We start from the raw sequence: 24057 nt of genomic DNA, 5'->3' as shown, positions 1-24057 counted from the left end.
GTGCGGCTCCTGACCCGGAACCTGGATGGCTTTGTTGCCGAGGATGCGGCGGTGCTGCATGCGGGTCTGGTGTCGTCACCCTTTGTGACGGTCGATGATACCGGCGCCCGCCATGCGCGCGACAATTTCCATACGACCCAGATCGGCGGCGAGCATTTTACCGTCTTCCGCACCACGAAGTCGAAGTCGCGCCTGAACTTCCTGTCGCTGCTGCGCGGCAACTACCAGGATTTTGTCCTCAATGATGCGGCCTTCGACTATCTGCAAAAGCGCCGCGGCGATCCGGTCCTCTTATCCAGGCTGCAGACGCTGCAGCCGCAACACTTCTGCAACGAGGTGCCTTTCATGGAGCATCTGGCCGGCGTGGGCATCGACATCTTCGACCGGCAGGAGATCGGCGTGCTGGCCGAAGCCGGCCTCTGGGGCGCCATCCGCCATCATGGCCTGGTGGGCGACATGGTGATCGTCTCCGACGATGCTGGCCAGTTCCGTGTCGGTAATCATGCGCTGTGTTGGGTCCACGCAGAGCGCCTTCTGCAAAAGCTGATGCCGGCGACGGCCAAAGAGGAGCGGTCGCTCACCATGGTCCGCGATCTCGTCTGGCGCTTCTACAAGGCGCTGAAAGCTTACAAGCAGAATCCTTCCCCGCGGGCCGTTCCGGCCTTCCGACGACGGTTCGACCGAATCTTCAGCCTGCGCACTGGCTATGGGGCGCTCGACAAGCTGCTTGAGCGGCTGCATCGACGCAAAGCCGAGATGTTGAAGGTCCTCGATCATCCCGGCATCCCGCTGCACACCAACGCATCGGAAAATGCCCTGCGCACCTTCGTCACCAAGCGAAAGATCTCGGGCGGCACGATGAGCCGCGACGGTCGCGTCGCCCGGGACGTCATGCTTGGCCTGATGAAGACCTGCCAGAAGCTCGGGCTTTCCTTTTACCATTATCTCGGTGACCGGCTCGGCCTTGGCGACGGTGGTCATCCCCTGCCACCGTTGTCGGCCACTATCCTCGCCCGCGCCTGAGACCGAACCCTGCCGCAGGTGCTTGCCACGGCCGGGGCGGCATTGAGGCTCGTCGTCCGAGGCAAGGCCGCCTCCCAAACCGGCAGTGCCACCGGATCTGCCCCGCGTACCGCAGCCGGCTCTGGATCGGCAATCCGGTGCGATGGTAACCCGTTGAAATCATGGGAACGAGACCGTTAACCAGAAGCGATACCGGTGCTGGCTTCCGTCATCGCTGCGGATTTTGGGCGATGTTCTCACCATCGATAAGTATAGGTTATCGATGGTGATTTACCGATGAATTCCGAACGCCTCAGCTAGCTCAAGTCTCTCTCACCTTTTCCTGACATAAATGCTGAATGGTTTTCGTGAGATCGCTTGTTTTCTCTAGGAGCCATTGAAGGGCCTCGTCGGTGATTGCGTAGTTCGGCGAATACCGGGCCTTCACATACGCTTCATTGACGACGTTAAACCAAGCAATAAATCTTTGTCGGTCCCGCGGCCAAAGGTTGGCGAGTTTCTGCTGATATTGCTCGGAAAGGCTCCTCAACAAATTGAGATTATGGGAGGCCGGCGAATAGTTCGTGAACACTAGGAGAAACGTATTGTAGCTTGCCTTTATCGCTTGCTGGAGATTGAAGGCAGCAAGGTTTCGATCTCCTCTTTTCAAATGAAACACGCGCCTTCAAGAAAGCCGACCGCCAAGTGGAACCGCGCGTTGAAATGAGACTGGGCAACCGCCGCAATCTCTTCATTCGACAGCATTCGAGGCTGTGGCAGCGAAGTTTGGTCGAATTCATAGAGGATAATTCCGTCACGCCGAATATCCAAGAAGAACGGTTGGCCCAGGTGTAACGCATCCCCGACTTCGCGGCGTGAATGGATGATCGGGATGTCATAGTCCGAGCGATAGCCCTTGGTCGTGTGCGGTTCATCGACCCAGGTGCCGCGCGCATAGGAGCCGAAGAGAATGATCTTCCAGATGCGGCCCTTCTTCTTGAACTCCGCCTCCCCTCCCCTCAAGGCATCCTCGAACTCCTCGTGAATGATTTCGACGACGCACGCGAGTTCGCGCTGCTTCTTTTCCGGCCAAGCCTCTGCCATTCCCCTCAAAACCCCAGCGCGGACGACATAGTAACGTTGCCCGGATCGCTCATCGGCGGTGAGGTCTGCTGCGACGCTGGCGATGATGCCATTCAGCTCAGGCGTATTTCGTTGACTAAAGGCTGAAAACCGCACGTGGACCTGCTGCCCGACCGAAACGTGATCAACGTCCTGCGGTGCCAGTTTGACCTCCGGAACGCCTTGCGCGGCCCTTGGATAGTCCGGCTTTCGTAAAATCGTTAGCCCCTGTAATAAGATTTGCCACTCTTCGACCCTCGGAAAAGAATCGTGACAAGAATCGACAGCCAATCCGTCTCACGCAGTCAGAACACGTATCAAGCTATCCTGACGGCAATACGCGAAGGCATTTATCGGCCGGGCACCGCGTTGCGCGAGGAGGAAGTGGCCGCCCGTCTTGGGGTAAGCCGCACGCCGGTACGCGAAGCGCTCGGTAGATTGCAGGAGAAGGGTTTGCTTGAGGCCGCTCCCGGTCGAGGCGTTGCAGTCGCCGTGCTGTCCATGCCGCAAATCTTCGAGCTCTACGCCATCCGCGAGGCCTTGGAGGGGATTGTCGCACGCTACGCCGCGCATCATGCGACAGAAGCGGAAATTGCCAATCTTGAGCGCATCAATCGCGAATTCTCCGAAGCCGCCGGTGATGCGCGCAAAGCGGCCCAGCTCAACCGGGAATTCCACGCCCGTCTCTACGAGGCTGCCCGCAATCGCTATCTTCGTCAGGTTGTCGAAGACCTCCAGGAAAATATCGCGCTGCTTCCAGATACGACGTTTACCGTCGAGGGTCGCACCGCGACGGCTGCCCGAGAGCACAATGCGATCATCATGGCGATGCGCAAACGCGATGGCGAGGGAGCGAGCGCACTTGCGGCAGAACACATTCAAGAAGCCCTGAAGGTCAGGCTCACCATCTCCCCCGGCTGACATCACCAAACCCGACGAGCGCGTCGGATTTGACAAGCGCCAAATCATGCCGTATCCGTTTGCATGCAATTGTATTCATACGGATACGACAATGATCGATATTTCCCGCAATTATGATGTGCTTGTCATCGGAGGCGGCAATGCAGCGCTGTGCGCTGCAATCAGTGCGACGCGGAACGGAGCGAAGGTGCTCGTCGTCGAAAAGGCGCCGAAATTCTATCGGGGCGGCAATACGCGACATACCCGTAACATGCGCTGTGCCCATGATGCGGCCACTGAGACGCTTTCAGGCCCGTATCTCGAAGAAGAATTCTTTGATGACCTATTGCGTGTGACCGGTGGGAACACCGACGAGAAGCTTGCGCGCATGATGATCCGCGAATCGAAGGACATGCTGAACTGGATCGTCGACCAGGGCGTGCGGTTTCAGCCTTCCCTCGGCGGAACCTTGAGCCTCGGACGGACGAACTCGTTCTTTCTGGGCGGCGGGCGGGCGATGCTGAACGCCCTCTATCGGACCGCGGAAGGCTTGGGCGTCGATGTCGTCTACGACGCTGAAGCTGTCGCCCTCCAGACTGAACGCGGTCGTTTTTCGTCCGCCACCATTCGCCATGCCGGCCGCGACGTGACCGTGCCGGCAAAGGCACTTGTAGCGGCCTGCGGCGGCTTTGAAGCCGACATCGAATGGCTCAAACAGGGCTGGGGTGAGATCGCCGAGAATTTTTTGATCCGCGGCACGCCCTACAATCGCGGGACGGTTACAAGAATGCTGATCGATCAAGGTGTCAAACAGATCGGCGACCCAACGCAATGTCACGCTGTGGCGATCGATGCGCGAGCGCCGAAATTCGACGGCGGCATCATCACGCGGCTGGATTGTGTGGTCTTCGGTATCGTCGTCAACAAGCATGCCAAACGCTTTTACGACGAGGGTGAGGATGTTTGGCCCAAGCGCTATGCCATCTGGGGGCGCCTCGTGGCAAACCAGCCCGACCAGATCGCCTACATCATCTTCGATGCGAGGTCGCTTGAACTTTTCATGCCGTCGCTTTTCCCTTCAATCAAGGCCGGCAGCATCGAGGAACTTGCCGAAAAGCTCGGCCTTGACCACGCAGCGCTCGGTGAGACGGTCTCTTCATTCAATTCGGCTGTTCGGCCGGGCCAGTTTGACCACACGGTTCTGGACGACTGTCACACCGAAGGGCTTACGCCGCCCAAAAGCCATTGGGCGCGGCGGATCGAGAAGGCGCCCTTCTACGCTTACCCGGTGCGGCCGGGCATCACATTCACCTATCTCGGCGTCAAGGTGAACGAGCAAGCGCGCATGCTCATGGCGAACGGCAGCGAAGCTGAAAATATGTTCGCTGCGGGTGAAATCATGGCTGGCAATGTGCTCGGTCAAGGTTACGCGGCCGGCATCGGCATGACGATCGGCAGCGTCTTCGGACGGATCGCCGGGCAGGCGGCCGCCGCCGCCTGCTTGCCCACCAATAGCCGATCAAGGGCGATGCAGGCGGAGGTTGCATGAATATTCATACCACGATCGATATTCTCGACATGAGCAAGACCGCAGCGGAGGCTGAACGCCTCATGACCGTCTGCAACTCATGCCGCTATTGCGAAGGGCTTTGCGCCGTCTTTCCGGCCATGGAAATGCGGCGGGCATTTTCGGAGGGAGACCTCAATTATCTGGCCAACCTGTGTCACGGTTGCGGCGCCTGCTTGCCGGATTGCCAGTTTTCCCCGCCGCACGAATTCAACGTCAATGTGCCGCAGACCCTTGCGAGACTGCGAGGCGATACGTATCAGGCCTATGCATGGCCGCGCGCATTATCTGGACTTTTCGAGCGGAACGGCTTGGCGATCGCGTCAATCGCGGCCCTCAGCGTTTTTCTGTTCATCGCAGGCTTTGTGGCCTGGAATGATGAAGCCTCGCTTTTTCGCGCGGATGGCGGAGCGGGTGCTTTCTACAGGCTGATGCCACACAACGCCATGGCCGGCCTTTTCATCGCTGTGACGCTTTCCGTGGTCGTTGCCGTCATCATGAGCTGTCGTGCGTTCTGGAAAGATATCGGCGAGCCCGCCGCGACTCTGCGGCAGCCCGTCTCGCTGTGGCAGGCGATCCGCGACGCCGGGACGCTGCGATATCTCGATGGTGGCGGCGTCGGCTGCGTCAACGATGACGACATGCCGACGGATCGGCGCCGGCTTTATCACCACATGACGTTCTATGGTTTCCTGCTGTGCTTCGCCGCGACCTCGACGGCGACCCTCTACCACTATCTGCTCGGCATCGAGGCACCGTATCCATGGTACGACCTTCCCGTCCTGCTCGGTACCGCCGGCGGTATCGGCTTGGTCATTGGTCCGTGCGGTCTCCTTCTGGCAAAGTTGCGCCGGGATCCGCTCCTTCTCGACCGGCCACGCTGGGGCATGGACGTCGCATTTATCGTCATGCTGTTTCTGACCAGTCTGACCGGCCTGTTGTTGATGATCTTCCGCGCGTCGCCGGCGATGGGAGTGCTGCTTGCGCTGCATCTCGGCGTGGTTTTCAGCCTGTTCTTCACCATGCCCTACGGCAAATTCATGCATGGCATCTATCGTTTCCTGGCCCTGGTTCGCTATGCCAAGGAACGTCGCGAACTCGAAACTGGCCACTGAGCGCGCCCTTCAATTTTCGCGCGCTCGTCTCAAGATCGCCGCGGCACACCGCCTTGCCGGCTGCAAATCCCACACTGCCCTTGCGCCAGCTATTCAAGCGTGGGGCGTTATTGTCCTTCATCTCACAGCAAATCCGTTTATGCTCCCGCATGGAATAGCGACGGAGGTCGAAGAAGCGTATGTTGAACTTGCGCCAGCTTGAGGCGTTTCGGGCTCTGATGCTGACTGGGACGACGGTTCAAGCGGCCGCCATGCTGGGCATGACGCAGCCGGCAGTCAGCCGGCTTGTCTCCGATCTCGAATATCACGCGGGCCTTGACCTCTTTGCAAGGTCGAAAGGCCGCCTCCGGCCGACGCCCGAAGCGGAAATGCTCTTCAGGGAGTTGGAGCGCACCTTTGTCGGGCTCGATTATCTCGGAAACTACATAAAGGGGCTGAAGCGGTATTCGGGCACGGTCAATACGCTGTCGACGATGCCGATCGCGCACGGCGTGCTGCCGACCGTCATCAATCGGTTCAGGGCCGTGCAACCCGACGCCGTCGTTAGCGTCAAAACGGTTCTCAGTCGCGACGTGAGGTCGTGGCTCGACACGCAGCAGTTCGATATTGCCTTGACGAACTATCCGGTCGACTACCCGGCGTCCGCCACGGCCGAACTCGCGAGATCGAGCGGCGTCTGCATCATGCCGATCGGTCACCCGCTTTCCGGCAGGGAGCGCATCTCGGCGTCGGACCTCAATGGAGTTCCGTTCGTCGCCATGGCACCGGAGACGCGGCATCGACAGAAGGTGGACGGGGCGTTCGCAAAGGCGGGCATCGAGCCGCGCATCGTCATCGAAGCGCAGACGAGCGCGATCATTTCCGATCTCGTCGCCGCAGGCAACGGCGTTTCAATCATCGATCCGATCAGTGCCAATGCCTTCGTCGCCAAGGGGCTCGTCATACGCCCCTTCGAGCCGCAGTTAATCTACGAATTTCGCATGCTCTTCCCGCTTCAAAAGGCCCGCTCGAAACTGACGCAGCTGTTTGCGAAATTTGCCGCCGATTACACACGCGAGCTCGGGTTCCTGGAATAGGAAGGCAACGTATGGCCTGCCCCGGCTGCAGCCGGCCGGGGCAAGTTCGGTTACGCATAGATCTTGCGAATGACCTCTTCAACCTCGCCTTCGCTGATCTCGACCTTCTCGTAAATCAGCTCTTCGAGCTTCTCGAACACCTTTTCGATATTGGCGGAAGCCGGATCGAAGCCCATCGTTTCGACCTTGATGGAGACCGGCGCGGTTTTGCCACGACGCAACGATGTCGGCCCAAAGGCAACCGACCGCACGTTGCCGACCGTCTCGGCCCGGATGTTTTCCCAGAAATACCATTGGCCGCGGAGGATGCCTCCGAGGTGGCTCCCGCCATAGGAGTACATGTGCTTGCCGGTGATCGGAAGGTTGGTCGGGATCGGAACCTTGTAGAGTTCGGCAATCATGTCGGTCAGCGAAGTGAGCTGCGTCATATCGATGTCGGTCTTGATGCCGTAAAGCGACTCCAGGGCCGGAACGACCTGTTCGAAGGCGGCGTTGCCGCAGCGATGGCCGGTCGAGTTGACTGTCACGTCGCAGGTCACCGCTCCGGCCCTGATGGCCTCGATGGAATTGATCGTCGCCAGGCCCATGTCGTCATGGCAATGCACGCCGATCTCGATGTCGGGGCCAGCAAGCGCGCGCACGTAGCGCACTAGGAACGACATGCTCTCGGGTACGAACCAGCCGCGCACGTCGTAGACGACAATCCGGTCGGCACCTGCCTCGGCGGCCGCCTTGACGACACGGGCGACGAGGTCGAGGCGATGGTAGTCGGTTCCAACCGCAATCTTTTTGGCGCCGTGCCGCTTTGCATGGCGCACCGCATCGCCGATCCGCTCCTCGATATTGCCGTTCCAGTTCTGCGGGCAGAGCGCATGGGTCATGATGTAGCCCCAGTAGCCCACGAGGTTGACGAGATCGGCTCCGGCATCGATCGTCTTTTCGATTTCGGTCCGATAGTCCGGATCGTAATAGCGTGTGTGCATGCCGAGTTCCATTTTCGAACCGGCAGCCTTCAGCATCTTCACGAATTCAACATGCTCGGGGATGGTCGGATAACCCACCTCGGCTTCCACCACGCCCATGCCTTCGATCTTTTCGGCGACGCGCATCTTGACGTCGTTCTTGACGTAGACGCCGGGCGTATTGACGCCCGAACGCAGCGTGTCGTCGCGGATGATCACCCTATCCATCACGCCCTGCGGGCGGTGCCCCATCGCGACCTTGTTGACGACCGGCGTCATCCATCGCTCCTGGGGATCAATATCGACTTCCTTGAGAAGGTCGGGATGCAAGTCACGCAGCTTCATGTTTTGTCTCCTCTTTCAATCTCTGATGATGAAGCAGTCCTGGGGGGCGACGCTCGCCACAACAGCCTGGCCGGCATTGAAACGGACATAGGGGGGAACCTTGGCCTTCAGCACGGTGCCGCGCGGTGTCGCAATCTCGTACTCGATGCAGTCGCCGAGGAAGATCGAATCCCGGATCGTGCCTTCCCAGCGATTGTCGCCGCCAAAGACATCCTCGCCCGGCGCCATGAGCTTGATGAGTTCGCACCGCACGCCGAGCTGAACGCGATTGCCGGCCGCCCCGCTGGTGCCACCGTCGACGGGCGCGCGTTTTTCTTCACCGTCTTCGCTGCTCAGGCGCAGCCAGCCAGGATCGGACCCAGCGGTGCCGATTTCCGTCATTTCGAGAAGGTTGACGTTTCCAAGAAAGCTCGCGGCAAACCGCGTCTTCGGCCGGGCATAAAGCGCCTCCGGCGGCCCGATCTGCACGATCCGGCCCTTGTCCATCACGACGATGCGGTCGGAGATTGCCAGCGCCTCCGACTGGTCGTGCGTCACGTAGACGGCAGTGATGCCAAGCCGCTTCTGGATATCGCGGATTTCATTGCGCAGCTGTTCGCGCAGCCGAACATCCAGATTGCTGAGAGGCTCGTCGAACAGAAGGATCCGGCACTCAGACGCGAGAGCTCTCGCAAGCGCGATGCGCTGCTGCTGGCCGCCGGAAAGCATGCCGGGAGAGGATGCGCTCGCACCGGCGAGGCCGACGAGTTCAAGCGCGTTCAGCGCGCGCTTCTGCCGGTCCGTTGCCGACAGCTTTTGTTGCCGCAGCGGATAAGCGACATTTTCGAGCACGGTCATATGCGGCCATAGCGCATAGGACTGGAACACCATTCCGATCCGGCGGCGCTCAGGCGGGATGTTGACGCCCTTCCGGTCGGAGAAAATGCACTCCCCGCCCATGGTGATTTCACCCGATGTCGGAGGTTCGAGGCCTGCGATGCAGCGCAGGGTCGTCGACTTGCCGCACCCACTGGGACCAAGGAGCGTGACCAGCTCGCCCTCGGCCGCCTCGATGGTTACGTCGCGAACGGCATCGAAGGCGCCGAAAGACTTGCCGAGGGAAGTAACTCGAAGCATGTGTTTCTCCTTAAGCCTTGGGTTTGATTTTTACGCCGAATACCAGCGCCGAAAGCACAAGCGTCAGGAGCACGATGACCGATATGCCGGTGCCGAGCGCGGCTACCTCCGGATAGCGGCCCTCAAGATATGCGTCGAATATCAGGACGGGCAGCACGACAGAATTGAATGCGTAGAGCAGGACGGAAGTGTTCAACTCCTTGATGAAGGAGATGAAGTAGAGAACCCAGCTGGAGAGGATGCTGCCCCTGATCAACGGGAAGGTGATCGTCAGTGCGGCCTTCGTCTTGGAGGCGCCCGAGACCCTGGCGGCATTTTCCAGGTCGCGATCCACCTGAGTGAGTGCCGCCGACATGTTGCGAATGCCGAAGGACAGGAAGCGGGTGATGTAGGCGATCAGCAGGATCCAGATCGTGCCGTAGATCGGCAGGGGAACGCGGATCCATGCCCAAAGCAGCGCGACGCCGAGGACGACGCCGGGTACGCCGACCGTCATGGAGCTCAATATGTCGAGGAAAGCCCTGCCCGGCGCCCGCGTGTGCGACACGACATAAGCCACGGCACCGGCAAGGGCGCAAGCGATGAATGCGCCCACGAAGGAAAGCAAGAAAGAGTTCTGGGCGGCGCGAATAAACAGGCCGCGGGTGAACACCGCCTCGTAGTTAACGAAGGTGAACGCCGTGAATTTCGTGGTCCAGTAGAACTGGAAGGACGCCATCACCATCGTGAACAGGGGCAGGACCGTGGAAATGAAGACGAACAGCAGAAGCCCGCCGAAGGCGACCCAGCGCGCCCGGCCGAGGGAAATCAGCATCGGGCGGTAGCTCTTGCCGCTGATGGCGACGTAGTTCTTACGCCCGAGGAAGCTGCGCTGGACGAGCAGGCCAAGAGCCGTCATCAGCACGAAGGAGATCGACACGACGGTTGCATATCCGTAATCCGGCGGTGGATAGGAGAATTTCAGATAGATCTCTGTCGGGATGAACGGGATCTGCGACGGCACGCCGAGCACGGCAAGAACCCCGAAATTCTCCATAGACAGGACGAAGACGAGCAGTGCGGCAGCGAAAATGGAGGGCGTCACGAGGGGGAACGTCACGCGCATCAGCGTCTGGAACATGCCCTGACCCGACAGCCGTGAAGCTTCCTCCATCGAGGTATCGATCGACGTCAGCGGACCCGAAGTAAACAGGAACACATAGGGCGTCATATAGAAGCCGAGCACCATGGCGATCCCTGGCAGGCTATAGATGTTGACGTGGATCGGCAGCCCCAGTCCCGAAAACACCCGGTTGAGCAGGCCGACATTCGGTGCGGCGAGCCCGCTCCAGGCGATCGCGCCGATGAAGGGGGAGATAAAGATCGGTAGGATCACCAGCAGTTCGCAGATGCGCCGGTAGGGAAGATCGGTGCGCGATATCAAAAAGGCCGTTCCGAGCCCGAAGACGAGCGCCATCACCGACGAGCCGATGCTGACGAGGATGGTGTTGCGCCAGGCCATCCAAAACTGCGGGTCGCTCAATATCCTTGCGAAATTCGCCGCGCTGAGTCCTCCCGCCGAGCGATCCGGACCGGAGACATTCAGACTTCCATAGACAAGACTCGCCAGTGGATAGGCGACCAGAATGAGCATGATGACGACGAGGACTGCCGTGACAGCAGTTTCGCCGGCGGGCATGCGCCAACTCTTTGTTTTCTGCGTCATTTTGCGATATCTCAAGGTTAATGTGCCGCAGCGCGGCATGCGTCCGAAATCGCCGAGGTGAGATCCAGGCAGCTATTTGCCTCCAGGTTCTCCACAAGGCCGATGACCCTCTCGACTGCGGAAGATTCTCCGATCGGTCCCGCCATCCGGCGGAATTTTTCAGCAACGTCGGAAAAGCTCGGTGGGCTGGCGGCGTCGCCGACGGGCGCCATTATGGCCCTTTCCTCGATACGGCCGTCCTCCAGCTGCGCGCGCACGGCAGCGCCGAAGCGAGGCATGCTCTCGTCCGCGATCAAGCGCACCTGAGGCAGGTGACGGCGAATATCCGGATCCCAGAGCTCTTCCTCTCCAAGATCGCCCCTCAGCACCGAACCGCGATGCAGGATGAGGGCGATATTGTATTGCATGCTCAGCCGGGCTGCGAGCAGCGTGGACGGATTGACCTCGTTGTTGTCACGGAAGACGACGGGATGACAGCGAACCTCGATTTCGGCGATGCGGGCCTCGTTCGAAAGACCGCGCAGGATCTCTTCGGTCGCCCCGGACGCTGCGAGCGTCGAGCTGCAGCCGTAATAGAGACGGAAGCTCGTCTCTTCGATCAGGAACCTTTCACCGAGATCCTGCGTCAGCACAGTTTCGTCGAACTGATCCGTCGTCGCCTTACAGAAGCCCTTGCTGCCTTCCATGACGGTCGCGGGACCGGACAGTCCGTCTTGAACGAGAAGATTGGCCTCGACGCCGTTCTGGCCTGCCCGCCCGGCATGGAAGATCATCGTCAGCGTGCCGTCGTGGTGGAATTCGTAAAGGCCTGCCGCCTGACTCCCGGCGATCCCGAAGGCACTCGCAAGTGCGGCCGGGTCGGCGCCCATCATGCGCCCGACGGCGGCGGTCGCGCCGAAGGTGCCGATGGTTCCGGTGGTGTGGAACCCTCGCTCACGGTGGCTGGGAGCCGTCGCGGTTCCAAGCCTGCCGTTCACCTCGTAGCCCGCCACCATCGCGGTCAGGATGTCTTTTCCGTCGCGCTCCAGCCACTCGCCGGTCGCCAGGACCGGCATGACGATGCAGCCGCCAGGGTGCGACGTCGAGGGCTTGTGAATATCGTTCAGACCGACGCTGTAAAGTGCGATCGAATTCGCGAAGGCGGCATCACGCACGGAGCCCTTGAACCCTCCGGTGAAGATCGTGCACTGCGGATGGCCGCCGAGCCTCTTCACTGTTGCCGCGGCACTTTTTCCAGGGCCGCCGCGTGTCCCGACCACGAGACAGGCCAGCCCGTCGAGCAGCAGGTTCCTTGCCATCTCCACGGCAGAGCGCGGAATGGCGTCATAGGTAAGCCGCGAGCAGAATTGCGCGAGGCTCTGTGTGGCTCCGTGCGATGAATGCGTCATTGAAAACCCCAAGCTTTGCGGATGGCTGCCTGGATCGTGTTCTGCTGGGCGATCATGTCGTCGAGCGGTGTATCGAGCACCTTGATCTCGGTGAGCGGGGTCATTCCCTCGCGCGTTGGAACATCCGGGCGAAGCGAGTAGCTGTATTGCGAGTTGAAGATCGCCTGGCCCTCCTTCGATGCCAGGAAGTCCATCATCACCTTGGCGGCGTTCGGGTGGGGTGCCTTCGCCACGATGCCGACCGGGCTCCAGATCATCGGCGCGCCGTCCTGCGGATAGAGGGCCTTGATAGGAGCGCCCTTGTCCAGGATGGCTTCATCGGTCATGTAGTTGAGGTCGACGCCCGTCGTCAGCTCACCGGTAATGATGCGGTCGTTGATCGGCCCGTGACCGGGGTAGAGCTTGGGCTCGTTCTTGGCCATCTGCGCGAAGAAATCGGGTCCGTAAAGCTTCCAGATCGCATACTGCCATGTGTAGGCGCCGCCCGAGAGACGGACATCCATGATGCCGACCTTGCCCTTGTATTTCGGGTCGGCGAGGTCCTTGAGGGTCTTGGGCGCTTCGGCATCCGAGACGAAGGCGGGATTGTAGGCGATGTTGAGGAAGTGGGCCCGGGCCACGAACCAGGTGAAGTCCTTGTCGACATATTTGGAATCGTAGGCCCGGTATTCCGGCGACTGATAGGGCTCCAGCCGCTTTTGATCCTTCAGGTCGGTGATCGTCGCCACATCCGAGACGTGGATGATGTCGCCGTTGACCCGATTGGCATCCTGTTCGGCAATCAGTCTTTCATAGACCTGCGAGGAGCCTGCGCGGTAGTACTCCGCCTGAATCCCTGGATAGCGTTCGTTAAAGGCTTTCGTCAGCTCGTCGAGCAGTTCGGACGGCGAGGCGCTGTAGATGACAACCGAACCTTCCTTCTTGGCGGCCTCGATGGTCGCCTCGTCGGCGGCTGCGGCGGCCTGGTAGCCAATGGCACTCACGGCGAGCGCCATCAGCCCTCGCACGATCGATTGACCTCTGCCTGAACCTGTTACTTGCTTGAACATGGTTACTCCTCCCTTGAACCATTGTTGTCGGCTAATTCACATGCGTATCGAACCTGATGATGAGATTGCGGTGCTCGTCGATTGTCAGCGACGCGTCCGGTGGGATCACGGTGGTGGACTCGTCCTCCTCGACGAGAAGCGGCCCCCGCAGGCTGGATCCGATCGCCAGCGCCGAGCGTACGTAGGTTGGCGTCACGACATAGCCGTTGGCCTCTTCGAAAAAGGCCATGCGGGTGCCGCCGACAGGCGTGTGCTCGATCGTGCCGCTGTCCTTGGCGTTCGCCACAACCGGCTTCGGGCCGGAGGTCTGGACCTGCCAGTTCAGGGCTTCAACCTTCACCTTACGGTTTGCGCGCCCGTAGACACGCTGGAATTCATCCGAGAAAGCCGCAGACAGATGGGTGATATCGTCTTTCGTGAGCCGGCCGTTCGGGACGGGAATCTTGAGCTCGCTACTCTGTCCGCGATAGCGTAGCGAGGCAAAGCGACGGATTGAGATTTCCGAGGCCTTGACGCCGGCCCGCTCCACGAATGTGCGCCCGCGGCTTTCCAACTGCTCGAAGAGGGCGTGCAGGTGGTTCAGATCGATGCTTGCGAGCTCAATCGGATAGCCCTGAACGAGGGTGATGGACAGCGGAGCCGCAAGGAAGCCGAATGCCGAGGCCACGCCGGCGCCGGACGGAATGACGACCTCGCCAATGCCGAGTTTCTTGGCGAGGCGGCAGGCATGGAGTGGACCAGCGCCGCCAAACGCAACCAGGGAAAATTTCCGCGGGTCGACACCGCGTTCCAGCAGATGCAGCTGGGCTGCCTGCGCCATGTCCTCCGTTACGATCTCGTGGACACCCCAGGCGGTCCGGGTCAGATCGAGCCCCGCTCGATCGCCGAGCCTGCCAAGGGCGGCGGTGGCGGCTTCTGCGGACAAGGTCATCCTTCCGCCGAGGAAGTAAGACGGGTTGAGGTATCCGAGAACCAGGTTGGCATCCGTTACGGTCGGATCGTCGCCGCCAAGGTCGTAGCAGGCCGGCCCCGGACTTGCGCCGGCGCTGTGGGGACCGACCTTGAGAAGGCCCATGTCGTTGATTGTGGCGATCCCCCCTCCCCCAGAGCCGATCTCCATCATCTCGACGACGGGAATGCGGATCGGCAACCCGCTGCCGCGCTTGAAGCGATAGCGGCGCGCCGTTTCCAGCTCATCGGAAGTCAATATCTCTCCGCCGGAAATGAAGGTGATCTTGGCAGTCGTGCCGCCCATGTCGAAGGCGACGAGATCCGGACGCCCCAGCAGGTCACTGTAGTGGCGGGCGGTCACCGCTCCCCCTGCCGGGCCGGATTCCATGAGACGGATCGGAAAGGCCGTCGCCGTATCGACCGTCGTCAGCCCGGCATCGGACAGCATCAGATATAGATCGTGCCGATAGCCGAGCCCCTTCAGATCGGCGGCCATCCTGTTCAGGTAACGCCGCATGATCGGCTGGGTGTAGGCGTTGGCGACGGTCGTCGACGTGCGCTCATATTCCCTGATGTCGGGTGCGACCTCGGATGAAATACTGACCGGAATTTCGGGCGCTACCTCCCGAATAAGCTCGCGTGTGCGGATTTCATGTTCGGCGTTTCTGTAGGAGTGAAGGAAGGACACGGCGATCGCCTCGACCCCCGCATCGACCAGGGTTTGGGTGGCAATCTTGGCCGTCTCTTCGTCGAGAGGCGTCAGCGCTTTGCCATTGTGGTCCATGCGTTCGGTCACCTCGCCCACCAGGTTTCTGGGCACGAGAGGCTTTGGAACTTCGATAAAGAGATCGTCGATGTCGAATCTCTTGCCCCGCCGCATCTCCAAAATGTCGGGGAAGCCTTCGGTGGTCAAAAGCGCCGCGCGGGCGCCCTTCTGTTCGATGATCGCGTTGATGACGAGAGTGGTGCCGTGAATGACATGCCGGAGCTCGTCGGCCGTAGCACCCGCGTTGGAGAGGATTGCTTCAATGCCCCGCAATGCGCCAACGGCGGGGTCGTCCGGCGTCGTCAATACCTTGCCCAGCCTCCGTTCGCCTGTGTCGATGTTGAGAAGAACCAGATCGGTGAAAGTGCCGCCAATATCGATGCCTAACCGATACATATCAAGCCCTCCTTGCCGTGCGCAGTTCCTGTGTCGCTGCCTTGTCGAGCTGTCCGTCGTCGCTCAAGACCAGCCCGTAAACGCGCCTTGCGGCCGCTGGCGTGACGAGGCCTGCCGCAACGTCGCTCAGGACGTTGTCGATCGGTCTGGTTTGGGGGTCGAACATGCCGCCGCCGCCCGAAAGGCCGATTTCGAGCGTTTCGCCCTTCTGCAAAACGACATTCGTCTTTCCAGGCAGGTCGCGATGTCCCATGCGGTTAAAGCCGTGGCCGCCGTCGTGCCCACCGGCATATCCGATGGCTGCGGTATGAACCTTGATGTTCTGCACGAGCATCTTCAGCGGGTGCGCGCTTTCCGATCGGATCCCGATTTGCTGTCCGAGACCGCCCCGGTAGCGCCCCGGCCCTCCCGAGTCCGGAATCAATTTCTTGTGAGTGATGGTAATCGGGAGGGAGTTTTCGAGCATTTCGATGGGCGTTTCCGCGCCGGCAGCCGGAAACGACATGCAGGAGACACCGTCTTTCGAATATCTCGCGCCAATTCCACCCATGAAGTGCGGGGTCTCCGCCAGGGCACGACCGTCGTCCGCGGTGGCAAAGCAGCGGATGACGCACTTGATCCCGGATTCGGCAATGACCCTCTCCGGCGTGATGGATGCAAGCGCCCCGAAGATCGCGGCCGGGATGAAGTTGCCGGTGCTCGACTTCATCCGGACAGGAGCCGGATGGCGGGCGTTCAAAAAGGAGCCGAGCGGCGCCTTCATGGATATCGGCTTGAACAGGCCTTCATTATAGGGAATGGACGGCGCCACGATGCAGCGGATCGCGTACAAGGTCCATGCGTGGGAGTAGGCTTCCGTGCAGTTGATGCCGACAGCGCTCTGACCATCGGTTCCATCGTAGTCAACTGTCAGGTTGCCGTTTTCGTCCCTCTCGATGGTCACCGACAGCGAAAGCGGCTCCTCCGATTCAAGCCCGTCAAGGGAAATCCGGTTTGTGTAGACGCCCGGGGGAATGTTCTCCAGGATGCTCTTGCGGATGGCGCTTTCCGAGCGCCGGATGATCTCGTCGGCAATGCCCTGCAGGTTGTCGAGCTTCTGATCCGCCAGGAATGCCGCAACGCGTCTCTCGCCGAGCTCCAGGGCGGAGATGAACGCTCGAATGTCGCCCTCCAGCTGGTCGGGTACCCTGACATTTGCCCGGATCAGGTCCCATACCTCCGGAATATCCTCACCGGCCTTGATGAGGTGAATGACAGGAAGGCAAAGGCCTTCCTCGTAGACCTCGCGGGAGTTGTTTGTCAGGCTGCCACCGATATCGGGCACATGCGCGAGGCATTCGCCGAAGCCGATGAGCGCACCACGATGGAAGAGCGGCTTAATGACCGAAATGTCGTAGAGATGGCCGCAGCAGAGCCACGGGTCATTGGTAATGAAGACGTCGCCTTCGTTGATTTTGCCGGCCGAAAAGCGCTCCAGAATCGTCGCCACCGTTCGTGGAGACGGCGCAAGCTTGCTGGAGACACCTGTGTCCTGGGCGATCATCCGGCCATGTTTGTCATAGAAGAGACAACCAAAGTCGCCGCCTTCGCTTACGATCTTCGAGAACGACGTCTTGACGATCGTGAGCGCCGCTTCTGAAAGGAAGGAGATCAAACGTTGCCATTGGATTTCGATATCTATGGCGTCGGTGAAGCTGCCCGTCATTGAAACCTTCTCTCCGTGCAAAAGAATTCGACGGAAAGAAAATCGCCATTTGCCTATGCGGTCAACGACTTAAATAGCATGCATCTATGCATTTTAAGCATACACGCCCTGATGGAAAATACGGCCCATTAGTTTTTGATGTGAGTCCCGGCAGTGCACTAGTCGGCATAAAGAAGCTTGCTTAGTTCTATATTGGGAACAGGGTACCCGTCTGCTTCACCATACCAGCGACCGTGAACAACACTGCACGGTTTAATTGCCTCAGCCGAGTTCGACCTCAAGCCCGGCGAGGCGATAACCAACCTGCAATTCGGTGATAAGATAGACGGGCTGCGATGGATCGTCCTCGAGCTTTTGCCGCAACTGAGCCATGTAAATGCGAATGTAATGAGAGCGCTCGGCGTAGCCCGGCCCCCAAACATCCATAAGCAGTTGCCGGTGTGTCAGCACTTTGCCGTGTCCTCGGATCAAGGCGGTCAGCAACCGAAATTCGTTCGGCGTCAGATGGACGGGCTCTCCCTTCCGCAGCACCTCATGCGTGGCCAGATTGACCTCGATCTTCCCGAACTTGACGGAGGGAGAAATCGCCACTCCCTGCCCCACCGAATTGGCGCGTCTCAGTTGTGCCCGTACACGGGCCAGCAATTCAGGCACGCCGAAGGGCTTTATGAGGTAGTCATCGGCCCCAGCATCCAGCGCCTCGACCTTCTCGGATTCCCGTTCTCGAGCGGAAAGTACGAGGATGGGTGCCGAAACCCAACCTCTGACCTCGCGGATCAAATCTTTTCCGTCACCGTCCGGCAAGCCGAGATCGACGATCATGAGATCCGGCTTGCGGCTTACGGCATTTATGCGGGCTTCCTCAGCCGTAGCGGTCTCGAAGACACTCATTCCCTCCTTTTCAAGCGCCATGCGGACGAAACGGCGAATATCAGCTTCGTCTTCAACGATCAGCACTCTTGACTTGATCATTCACAATCTCGCTTTCGATTTCAGGGGGCGTACCCAATGGCAACCGGATTTCAAAGGCAGCGCCGTGTGGCTTTCGCATCTCAGCCCGGATAGTTCCTCCGTGGGCCGTAACAATACTGCGGCAAAGCGCGAGGCCAAGGCCAACTCCGGCAATCGACGATTCTTTCCGACCCCTGGTGAAAGGCTCAAATAGCACTTGGGGGTCAGCCGCCGGCAAGCCGGGGCCATCGTCCTCGACGACCAGATACATGGAATCGCCTGAGGCGCCGCCACGAACTGCAATGGTGCTCGTCGCTGGCGTATATTTCGCAGCATTATCGAACAGGTTGATCAGAACGCGCTCGATGAGGGTCGCGTCGACCTCGACGAGAGGCAGGTCGGCCGCCAGGTTGGTCCGGATTGTCCGTGGCTTCAGAAGCGGAGCCGACTGCGCCAGTGCGCTGCCGACAATCTCGCTGAGAGAATGCCATTCCCTGTTGAGACGCACCCCCTCGCTCTGCATCCGCGCGAGGTCAAGCAGATTACTCACGAGCCGCTTCAGCTCATCCGCCTGAACGCGAATAGAGCGTGCGAGATCGCTTCGATCCTCCTCGGGAAGATCCTTTGTGGACTCGAGCGTTTCAGCCAGGCCGCGTATTGCGGTGAGCGGCGTCTTGAGATCGTGAGAGACCGCTGAAAGGAGCGCATTGCGCAGCTTTTCGCCTTCCATCCGGACGAGCGTGTCCTGAGCAACCTCGACAAAGTGGATGCGTTCAAGAGCAAGAGCGATGGACGAGCAGCAAGCGTCGAGGAGGCGCCGGTCATCGGGATTGTTTGACAAGGGAGCGTCGGTAGGCAGGATGGCGAGCACCCCTCGGGTGGCCATCGACGCCTTCAAAGGCAGATAGAGCGCGTCGGCCGCATTCAACGTTTGGGTGCCGAGACCTGCTTCCTGCGCGTGCTCGAAGGCCCATTGAGCCACAGACAGATCGATAAGGGCGGCATCCTGGGTGGGGACCAGGCGTTCCTTTTCGTCCGGGATCAGAAGAAGCACGGTTGCACCGAACAAAGGCGTGATGGCATCACGGCACACCGAGATGACCTGCTCGAGCTTTATGGCGCTCGACAGATCGCGGGCAACGCGAGCAAGTGCAGATGCACGACGCTCTCCTGCGCGTGCGACCCTGGCTTCGGAACGCATGCGAGCGGCGAGCTGACTGATGACGAGCGCTACGACCAGCATGAGGGCAAAGGTGAAGATATATTGGGTGTCGGTGACGGCGAAGGACAGTCTCGGCTCAACGAAGAAGAAATCGAAGCACGCGACGCATAGCAAAGCCGCCCAGGCACCGGCGAAACGCCCGAGACGCATGGCGACAAAGACGACCGTCATCAGGAACAACATGACGACGTTGGAGAGGTCAAAAACGCGGATCAATGAGGCAGCGAGTGCGGTCGTCACCCCGCACGCAAGCGTCGCAACCGCAAGCGTCCGGCCATAACCCACGGGCTCATCGGCAACATTGCGTTTGATTGCCGGCCGAACCTCGTCAACGCCCAGCAGGATCAAACCCATTTCCGGATTTGCACGTGCGATGCGCTCCTGAAGTCGCGGCCGGTAAGGCATGAAACGCCGGCGGGCGGAATTACCTATGATGAGTTTGGTGACGTTGCGCTTGCGCGCGTAATCCATGAGAGTTTCGGCAACATCTTGCCCCGGTACATTCGCAAACTCCGCCCCTGCGGCTTGGGCAGACGCGGCGATATTCAACAGTGTCTCGCGCGCTCTCGGGTCGTCGCCTTGAAACGGCTGGTCGACATGAACCACGATCCATTTGGCCTGCAGGCGTTGAGCGAGTCGCGCACCTTCGCGGACCAACCGATCCTGGGAGCGGTCTGCGCTGACGCAGACCATGAGCAATTCCTGCGTGGGCCAAACCGTTTTGATGGCGTGGGAGACGCGGTAGCTGCGCACATCGGAATTGACGCGGTCGGCGACGCGCCGAAGCGCCAGTTCGCGCAGAGCGATCAGATTGCCGCGGCGAAAAAAATTCTGTCGCGCGCGCTCGACCGATACCGGCAGGTAGACCTTGCCTGCATTCATGCGCGCCAGCAGGTCGTCCGGCGGCAGGTCAACGATGATGTCCTTGAGTTCGACAACGCCGAGAACGGTGACACCATCGCTGACCACCAGAGGCGTGCTGCCGCGCCGGGCGACATCCTCGACAAATCTTGGTGACTTCCTGTGGGAATACACCTCCGATCGCCTCGACATGGGTGCGGATTGCGCTCGCCGCGCCCTTGCGGATCTGGCGCCCTTCGATGTTGATACCGCTCATGCGCGTCTGAGCGCTGAACGCGATTGCCTCCGCTCCTTTGAGTTCGCGGCCGCGGATGTTGAAGGCATTTTTCGCGAGCACGACGATCGAGCGGCCTTCCGGCGTCGCGTCAGCGAGCGAAGCAAGCTGGGCGGCGTCGGCAAGCGTGCGCTCATCGACACGCGGCGCGGGGTGGAACCTGGTGGCCTCGCGATTGCCGAGCGTGATCGTGCCGGTCTTGTCGAGAAGCAGGACGTCGACGTCGCCAGCTGCCTCGATGGCGCGCCCCGACGTTGCGAGCACATTGGCCTTCATCATCCGGCTCATGCCCGCGATGCCGACAGCCGACAGCAATGCGCCGATGGTTGTCGGAATCAGGCAGACCAGCAGGGCGATGAGCACGGTGATCGTCACTACGGATCCCGTGCCGTTGACGATCGTACTGAAACTCGAGAACGGCAGGAGCGTCACGCAGACCAGGAGGAAGATCAAAGTGAGTGCCACAAGCAGGATCGTCAAAGCGATCTCGTTCGGGGTTTTGCCGCGCTTGGCACCTTCCACCATGGCGATCATGCGGTCGAGGAAGGCCTCGCCCGGCTTTGCAGTCGCACGCATGATGATCCAGTCGGACAGCACGCGGGTCCCGCCGGTGACAGAGCAGAAATCACCGCCCGCCTCACGGATCACGGGGGCAGATTCACCTGTGATGGCCGATTCGTCGACCGAGGCGGCCCCCTGGACGATCTCGCCGTCCGTCGGGATGATTTCGCCGGCTTCGACGAGCAGATAGGCGCCAACCTCCAACTCATCACTTGGCATCAATGTGGACGAGCTTCCTCGAGTGGCCTCGGTGAGAACTCGCGCCACCACTGTCTGACGGGTTGCACGAAGAGCATCGGCTTGCGCTTTTCCTCTCCCCTCTGCCATCGCCTCGGCGGCATTGGCAAAGAGCACCGTAAACCAGAGCCAGGCGGCGATCGAAAAAATAAAGCCGGCAGGAGCTTCTCCTTGACCCTGCAGGGCCTGGATCCACAAAAGCGTCGCGATGATACTGCCGAGGTAAACGACAAACATCACCGGATTCTTCACTTGAACCTGCGGGGAAAGCTTCTTGAAAGCCTCACCGATGACCGATGTCCATTTCACCGGCCTGGCCTTGCTGCCAATATCGGCGCCTTGCGGCGCCACTGCGTCTATACGTGACATGAGGCACCGCCTATTCACTGTGCGTTAGGACGGACCGGTGAGGCCTCGTCCAACGCGAGATTGAGTTCAAGAACGTTGACCCTCGGGTCACCGAGAATGGCAAACTGCGGACCGCTCGTGTTCTGATCGATCAGCTCCTGCACTTTCTCCGTCGAAACGCCGCGTGCGGTGGCCACGCGGGCCGCCTGCAGCCTGGCGTTGGCAACAGAAATATGCGGATCGAGGCCTGAGCCGGATGCCGTGACGGCGTCGACCGGAACGGGAGTATCCGGTGCAAGTCCATTCTCCTCTCGGTAAGCCTGGGTGCGATCCGCAACCGCATCCAGAAGCTTCTTACTGGTAACGCCTTGGTTGCTCGCCGCGCTTGAGGCGGCGTTGTAAGGCTGATCGATCGTCTTCGATGGATCAGCCGGGTCCGCTCCCGACGTCACGCTTGGCCGACTATGAAAGTATTCTGGCTTCGAGAAATACTGGCCAATGACGCTTGAACCGACCACCTGCCCATTGGCGATGACAAGGCTTCCTTCGGCCTGTCTCGGGAAGAGAAGTTTGGCAAGGCCGGTTGTCGCCAGGGGATAGGCAATGCCGGTGACCACCATGAAGAAGGCGGCAGACACGAGCGCAGGTCGCACAACGCTGCGAGTGACAGAATGGGCAACAGGCGCTGTTGCTTTGGATATGTTTTGCATGGGAAGCAATCCTTAGAAAGTCGTGCCGGAGAGCATGAATAGATGCTCGACGACCGGACCCAGAGCCAAGGCCGGCAGGAACGTTAGACCGCCGACGACAATGATGACGAAGACTAGAAGACCGGTGAACAAAGGCGTTGCAGTCGAAAGCGTTCCTGGACCTTCCGGCACGGTCTTTTTGGCTGCCAGCACGCCTGCGACCGCCAACATGGGGAGCAGCGTGAGGAAGCGTCCGATCAACATGGCCAAGCCAATCGTCGTGTTGAAGAAGGGCGTGTTCGCGTTAAGGCCTGCAAAGGCTGAGCCGTTATTGGCGGTGCCCGACGTGTAGGCGTAGAGAACCTCGCTGAAGCCGTGCGGGCCCAAGTTAGCAAGACTGTTGAGCGTCGACGGCATGAGGCATGCGAGCGCCGTGAAGCCGAGAATGCTGAACGGGTGAGCCAGGATCGCGAGCATCACATACTTCATCTCGCGGGCCTCGACCTTCTTTCCGAGGAATTCAGGCGTGCGCCCGATCATCATGCCAACCAGGAACACAGTCAGGATCGCATAGGTCACCAGATTGATGAGACCAACACCGTCGCCGCCGAAAACGTTGTTCAGCATCATCTGCGCGATCGGCACGAAACCGCCAAGCGGTGTGAGCGACGAGTGCATCGAGTCCACCGAGCCGGTCGTGGCTGCGGTCGTGGTCGTTACGAACAGGCTGGTCTGAGCGATGCCGAAACGCAGCTCCTTGCCTTCCATGTTACCACCGGCCTGGAGAACTGTGTGGGTCTGGTCGACCCCCAGTCGAGCAAGCAACGGATTGCCGCTCTGCTCGGAGCTATAGACGATGGCAAGGAAGCCCACGAACATGACGAGAAAGGCGGCAAAGAAGGCCCATCCCTGCCGGCGGCGCAGGATCATAGCGCCGAAGGTGTAGGTGAGCGCCGAAGGGATCAGCAACATGCTGAGGATGTGCAGCGTGTTCGTGAGCGGCGTCGGGTTCTCAAACGGATGCGCCGCGTTCATGGAATAGAAGCCGCCACCGTTGGTGCCGATGTGCTTGATCGACTCCAGGCTGGCGACCGGCCCGATGACAAGTTGTTGCTTGGCGCCCTCGAGGGTGCTTGCGATTGCCTCCGCGCTGAGCGTTTCCGGCATGCCCTGCCAGACATAGACCAGCGCCATGACCACACAAAGCGGCAAAAGCAAGCGATAGGTGACGCGCGTGAAATCGACCCAGTAGTTGCCGATATCGGCGGTGCTTCTGCGGCTGAGGCCCCGGATGAAACCACCAGCTGCCGCCACCCCGGTCGCAGCACTGACGGTCATAAGGAAGGTAATCACCGCCATTTGCGAGAAATTCGACAGGCTCGACTCGCCAGCATAAGACTGCCAGTTGGTGTTGGTTATGAACGAGGCAGCGGTGTTGAATGCCTGATCCGGTGCTTGCGATGCGCGGCCCAATGGATCGCCAGGCAGAAGGTCCTGCAATCGCAGGATCAGGTAGCTTAAAAGCATCATCGCGGCGTTGCTCAGCACGAGCACCATGCCGTACCGCTTCCAGGACATCCTCTCCTCCGGCGTGACGCCGAGGACACCATATGTCATACGTTCGAGGATGTTATGTTTAGGACTTGTGAAAAGATGCGTCATCCATTTGCCGAGGACCACGACCAAGCCGGTCATGATCGAGAGAATGACGATGAATTGAATGATGTCTTGTGTCACGTGCGCGTCCTC

At 60.1% G+C, this 24057-nt stretch carries 17 protein-coding genes and 2 pseudogenes; 5 read left to right on the top strand and 14 right to left on the bottom strand.

All coding sequences use genetic code 11. The features are described 5' to 3' along the window. Positions 1-1023 (top strand): IS66 family transposase (locus ACPYOJ_RS16650; RefSeq protein ID WP_481417257.1); only part of this gene is annotated, 1023 nt, incomplete at its 5' end. Positions 1024-1324: 301 nt separating this feature from the next. Here ACPYOJ_RS16650 and ACPYOJ_RS16645 read toward each other — a convergent pair. Continuing rightward, positions 1325-2115, bottom strand: a pseudogene (locus ACPYOJ_RS16645) (HEPN domain-containing protein). 12 nt (positions 2116-2127) lie between these two features. Further along, positions 2128-2415: pseudogene (locus ACPYOJ_RS16640) on the bottom strand (beta-barrel domain-containing protein); the annotation flags it as partial. On the opposite strand from ACPYOJ_RS16640, the gene ACPYOJ_RS16635 reads away from it, so the two are divergent. From ACPYOJ_RS16635 to ACPYOJ_RS16620, 4 genes are all read left to right on the top strand, one after another. Then, positions 2395-3045 carry a GntR family transcriptional regulator gene (locus ACPYOJ_RS16635; protein WP_481417256.1) on the top strand — a complete coding sequence of 217 codons (651 nt, stop codon included), beginning with the start codon at positions 2395-2397 and terminating at the stop codon, positions 3043-3045. The pseudogene ACPYOJ_RS16640 and the gene ACPYOJ_RS16635 overlap by 21 nt on opposite strands. Before the next feature lie 91 nt (positions 3046-3136). Then, the gene (tcuA, locus tag ACPYOJ_RS16630; RefSeq protein WP_481417255.1) at positions 3137-4573 is read left to right on the top strand and encodes an FAD-dependent tricarballylate dehydrogenase TcuA; all 1437 of its coding nucleotides are present in this window, start codon (positions 3137-3139) and stop codon (positions 4571-4573) included. Further along, the gene (gene tcuB / locus ACPYOJ_RS16625) at positions 4570-5706 is read left to right on the top strand and encodes a tricarballylate utilization 4Fe-4S protein TcuB (RefSeq protein ID WP_481417254.1); all 1137 of its coding nucleotides are present in this window, start codon (positions 4570-4572) and stop codon (positions 5704-5706) included. Before tcuA ends, tcuB begins: the two co-directional genes overlap by 4 nt. A 179-nt stretch (positions 5707-5885) precedes the next feature. Further along, complete coding sequence (locus ACPYOJ_RS16620; RefSeq protein WP_481417253.1) at positions 5886-6782, top strand: LysR substrate-binding domain-containing protein; 897 nt, start codon at positions 5886-5888, stop codon at positions 6780-6782. A 50-nt stretch (positions 6783-6832) separates the two neighbouring features. On the opposite strand, the gene ACPYOJ_RS16615 is transcribed toward ACPYOJ_RS16620, so the two are convergent. The 12 genes from ACPYOJ_RS16615 to kdpA form a co-directional block, all read right to left on the bottom strand. Further along, entirely contained in the window at positions 6833-8089 is a 1257-nt protein-coding gene (locus ACPYOJ_RS16615) for a LeuA family protein (RefSeq protein ID WP_481417252.1), read from the bottom strand. 15 nt (positions 8090-8104) lie between these two features. Further along, positions 8105-9205 carry an ABC transporter ATP-binding protein gene (locus ACPYOJ_RS16610; protein ID WP_481417251.1) on the bottom strand — a complete coding sequence of 367 codons (1101 nt, stop codon included), beginning with the start codon at positions 9203-9205 and terminating at the stop codon, positions 8105-8107. Positions 9206-9215: 10 nt separating this feature from the next. Next, entirely contained in the window at positions 9216-10910 is a 1695-nt protein-coding gene (locus ACPYOJ_RS16605; RefSeq protein ID WP_481417250.1) for an ABC transporter permease, read from the bottom strand. Positions 10911-10927: 17 nt separating this feature from the next. Continuing rightward, positions 10928-12298 carry an MmgE/PrpD family protein gene (locus tag ACPYOJ_RS16600; RefSeq protein WP_481417249.1) on the bottom strand — a complete coding sequence of 457 codons (1371 nt, stop codon included), beginning with the start codon at positions 12296-12298 and terminating at the stop codon, positions 10928-10930. Continuing rightward, positions 12295-13347, bottom strand: coding sequence for an ABC transporter substrate-binding protein (locus ACPYOJ_RS16595; protein ID WP_481417248.1), 1053 nt, complete (start codon positions 13345-13347; stop codon positions 12295-12297). Before ACPYOJ_RS16595 ends, ACPYOJ_RS16600 begins: the two co-directional genes overlap by 4 nt. A gap of 31 nt (positions 13348-13378) precedes the next feature. Then, a complete protein-coding gene (locus ACPYOJ_RS16590) occupies positions 13379-15460 on the bottom strand; it encodes a hydantoinase/oxoprolinase family protein (protein WP_481417247.1) in 2082 nt (693 codons plus the stop codon). Between the two features lies 1 nt (position 15461). After that, positions 15462-17165, bottom strand: a complete 1704-nt coding sequence (locus ACPYOJ_RS16585) for a hydantoinase B/oxoprolinase family protein (RefSeq protein ID WP_481417246.1) — start codon at positions 17163-17165, stop codon at positions 15462-15464. A 261-nt stretch (positions 17166-17426) separates the two neighbouring features. Continuing rightward, positions 17427-18137, bottom strand: coding sequence for a response regulator (locus ACPYOJ_RS16580; RefSeq protein WP_481417245.1), 711 nt, complete (start codon positions 18135-18137; stop codon positions 17427-17429). Beyond that, positions 18109-20220: a DUF4118 domain-containing protein gene (locus tag ACPYOJ_RS16575; protein ID WP_481417260.1), complete on the bottom strand. Its 2112-nt coding sequence runs from the start codon at positions 20218-20220 to the stop codon at positions 18109-18111. The genes ACPYOJ_RS16580 and ACPYOJ_RS16575 overlap by 29 nt, the downstream gene beginning before the upstream one ends. Positions 20221-20248: 28 nt before the next feature. Then, entirely contained in the window at positions 20249-21640 is a 1392-nt protein-coding gene (gene kdpB, locus ACPYOJ_RS16570) for a potassium-transporting ATPase subunit KdpB (RefSeq protein WP_481417244.1), read from the bottom strand. Between the two features lie 14 nt (positions 21641-21654). Beyond that, complete coding sequence (kdpC, locus tag ACPYOJ_RS16565) at positions 21655-22329, bottom strand: potassium-transporting ATPase subunit KdpC (protein ID WP_481417243.1); 675 nt, start codon at positions 22327-22329, stop codon at positions 21655-21657. Positions 22330-22341: 12 nt separating this feature from the next. Then, positions 22342-24045 carry a potassium-transporting ATPase subunit KdpA gene (gene kdpA / locus ACPYOJ_RS16560; protein ID WP_481417242.1) on the bottom strand — a complete coding sequence of 568 codons (1704 nt, stop codon included), beginning with the start codon at positions 24043-24045 and terminating at the stop codon, positions 22342-22344. Between the last annotated feature and the right edge of the window lie 12 nt (positions 24046-24057).

Source organism: Rhizobium sp. SVR5-9E (assembly GCF_056755095.1).
This window is presented reverse-complemented; position numbering and strand designations above follow the sequence as displayed.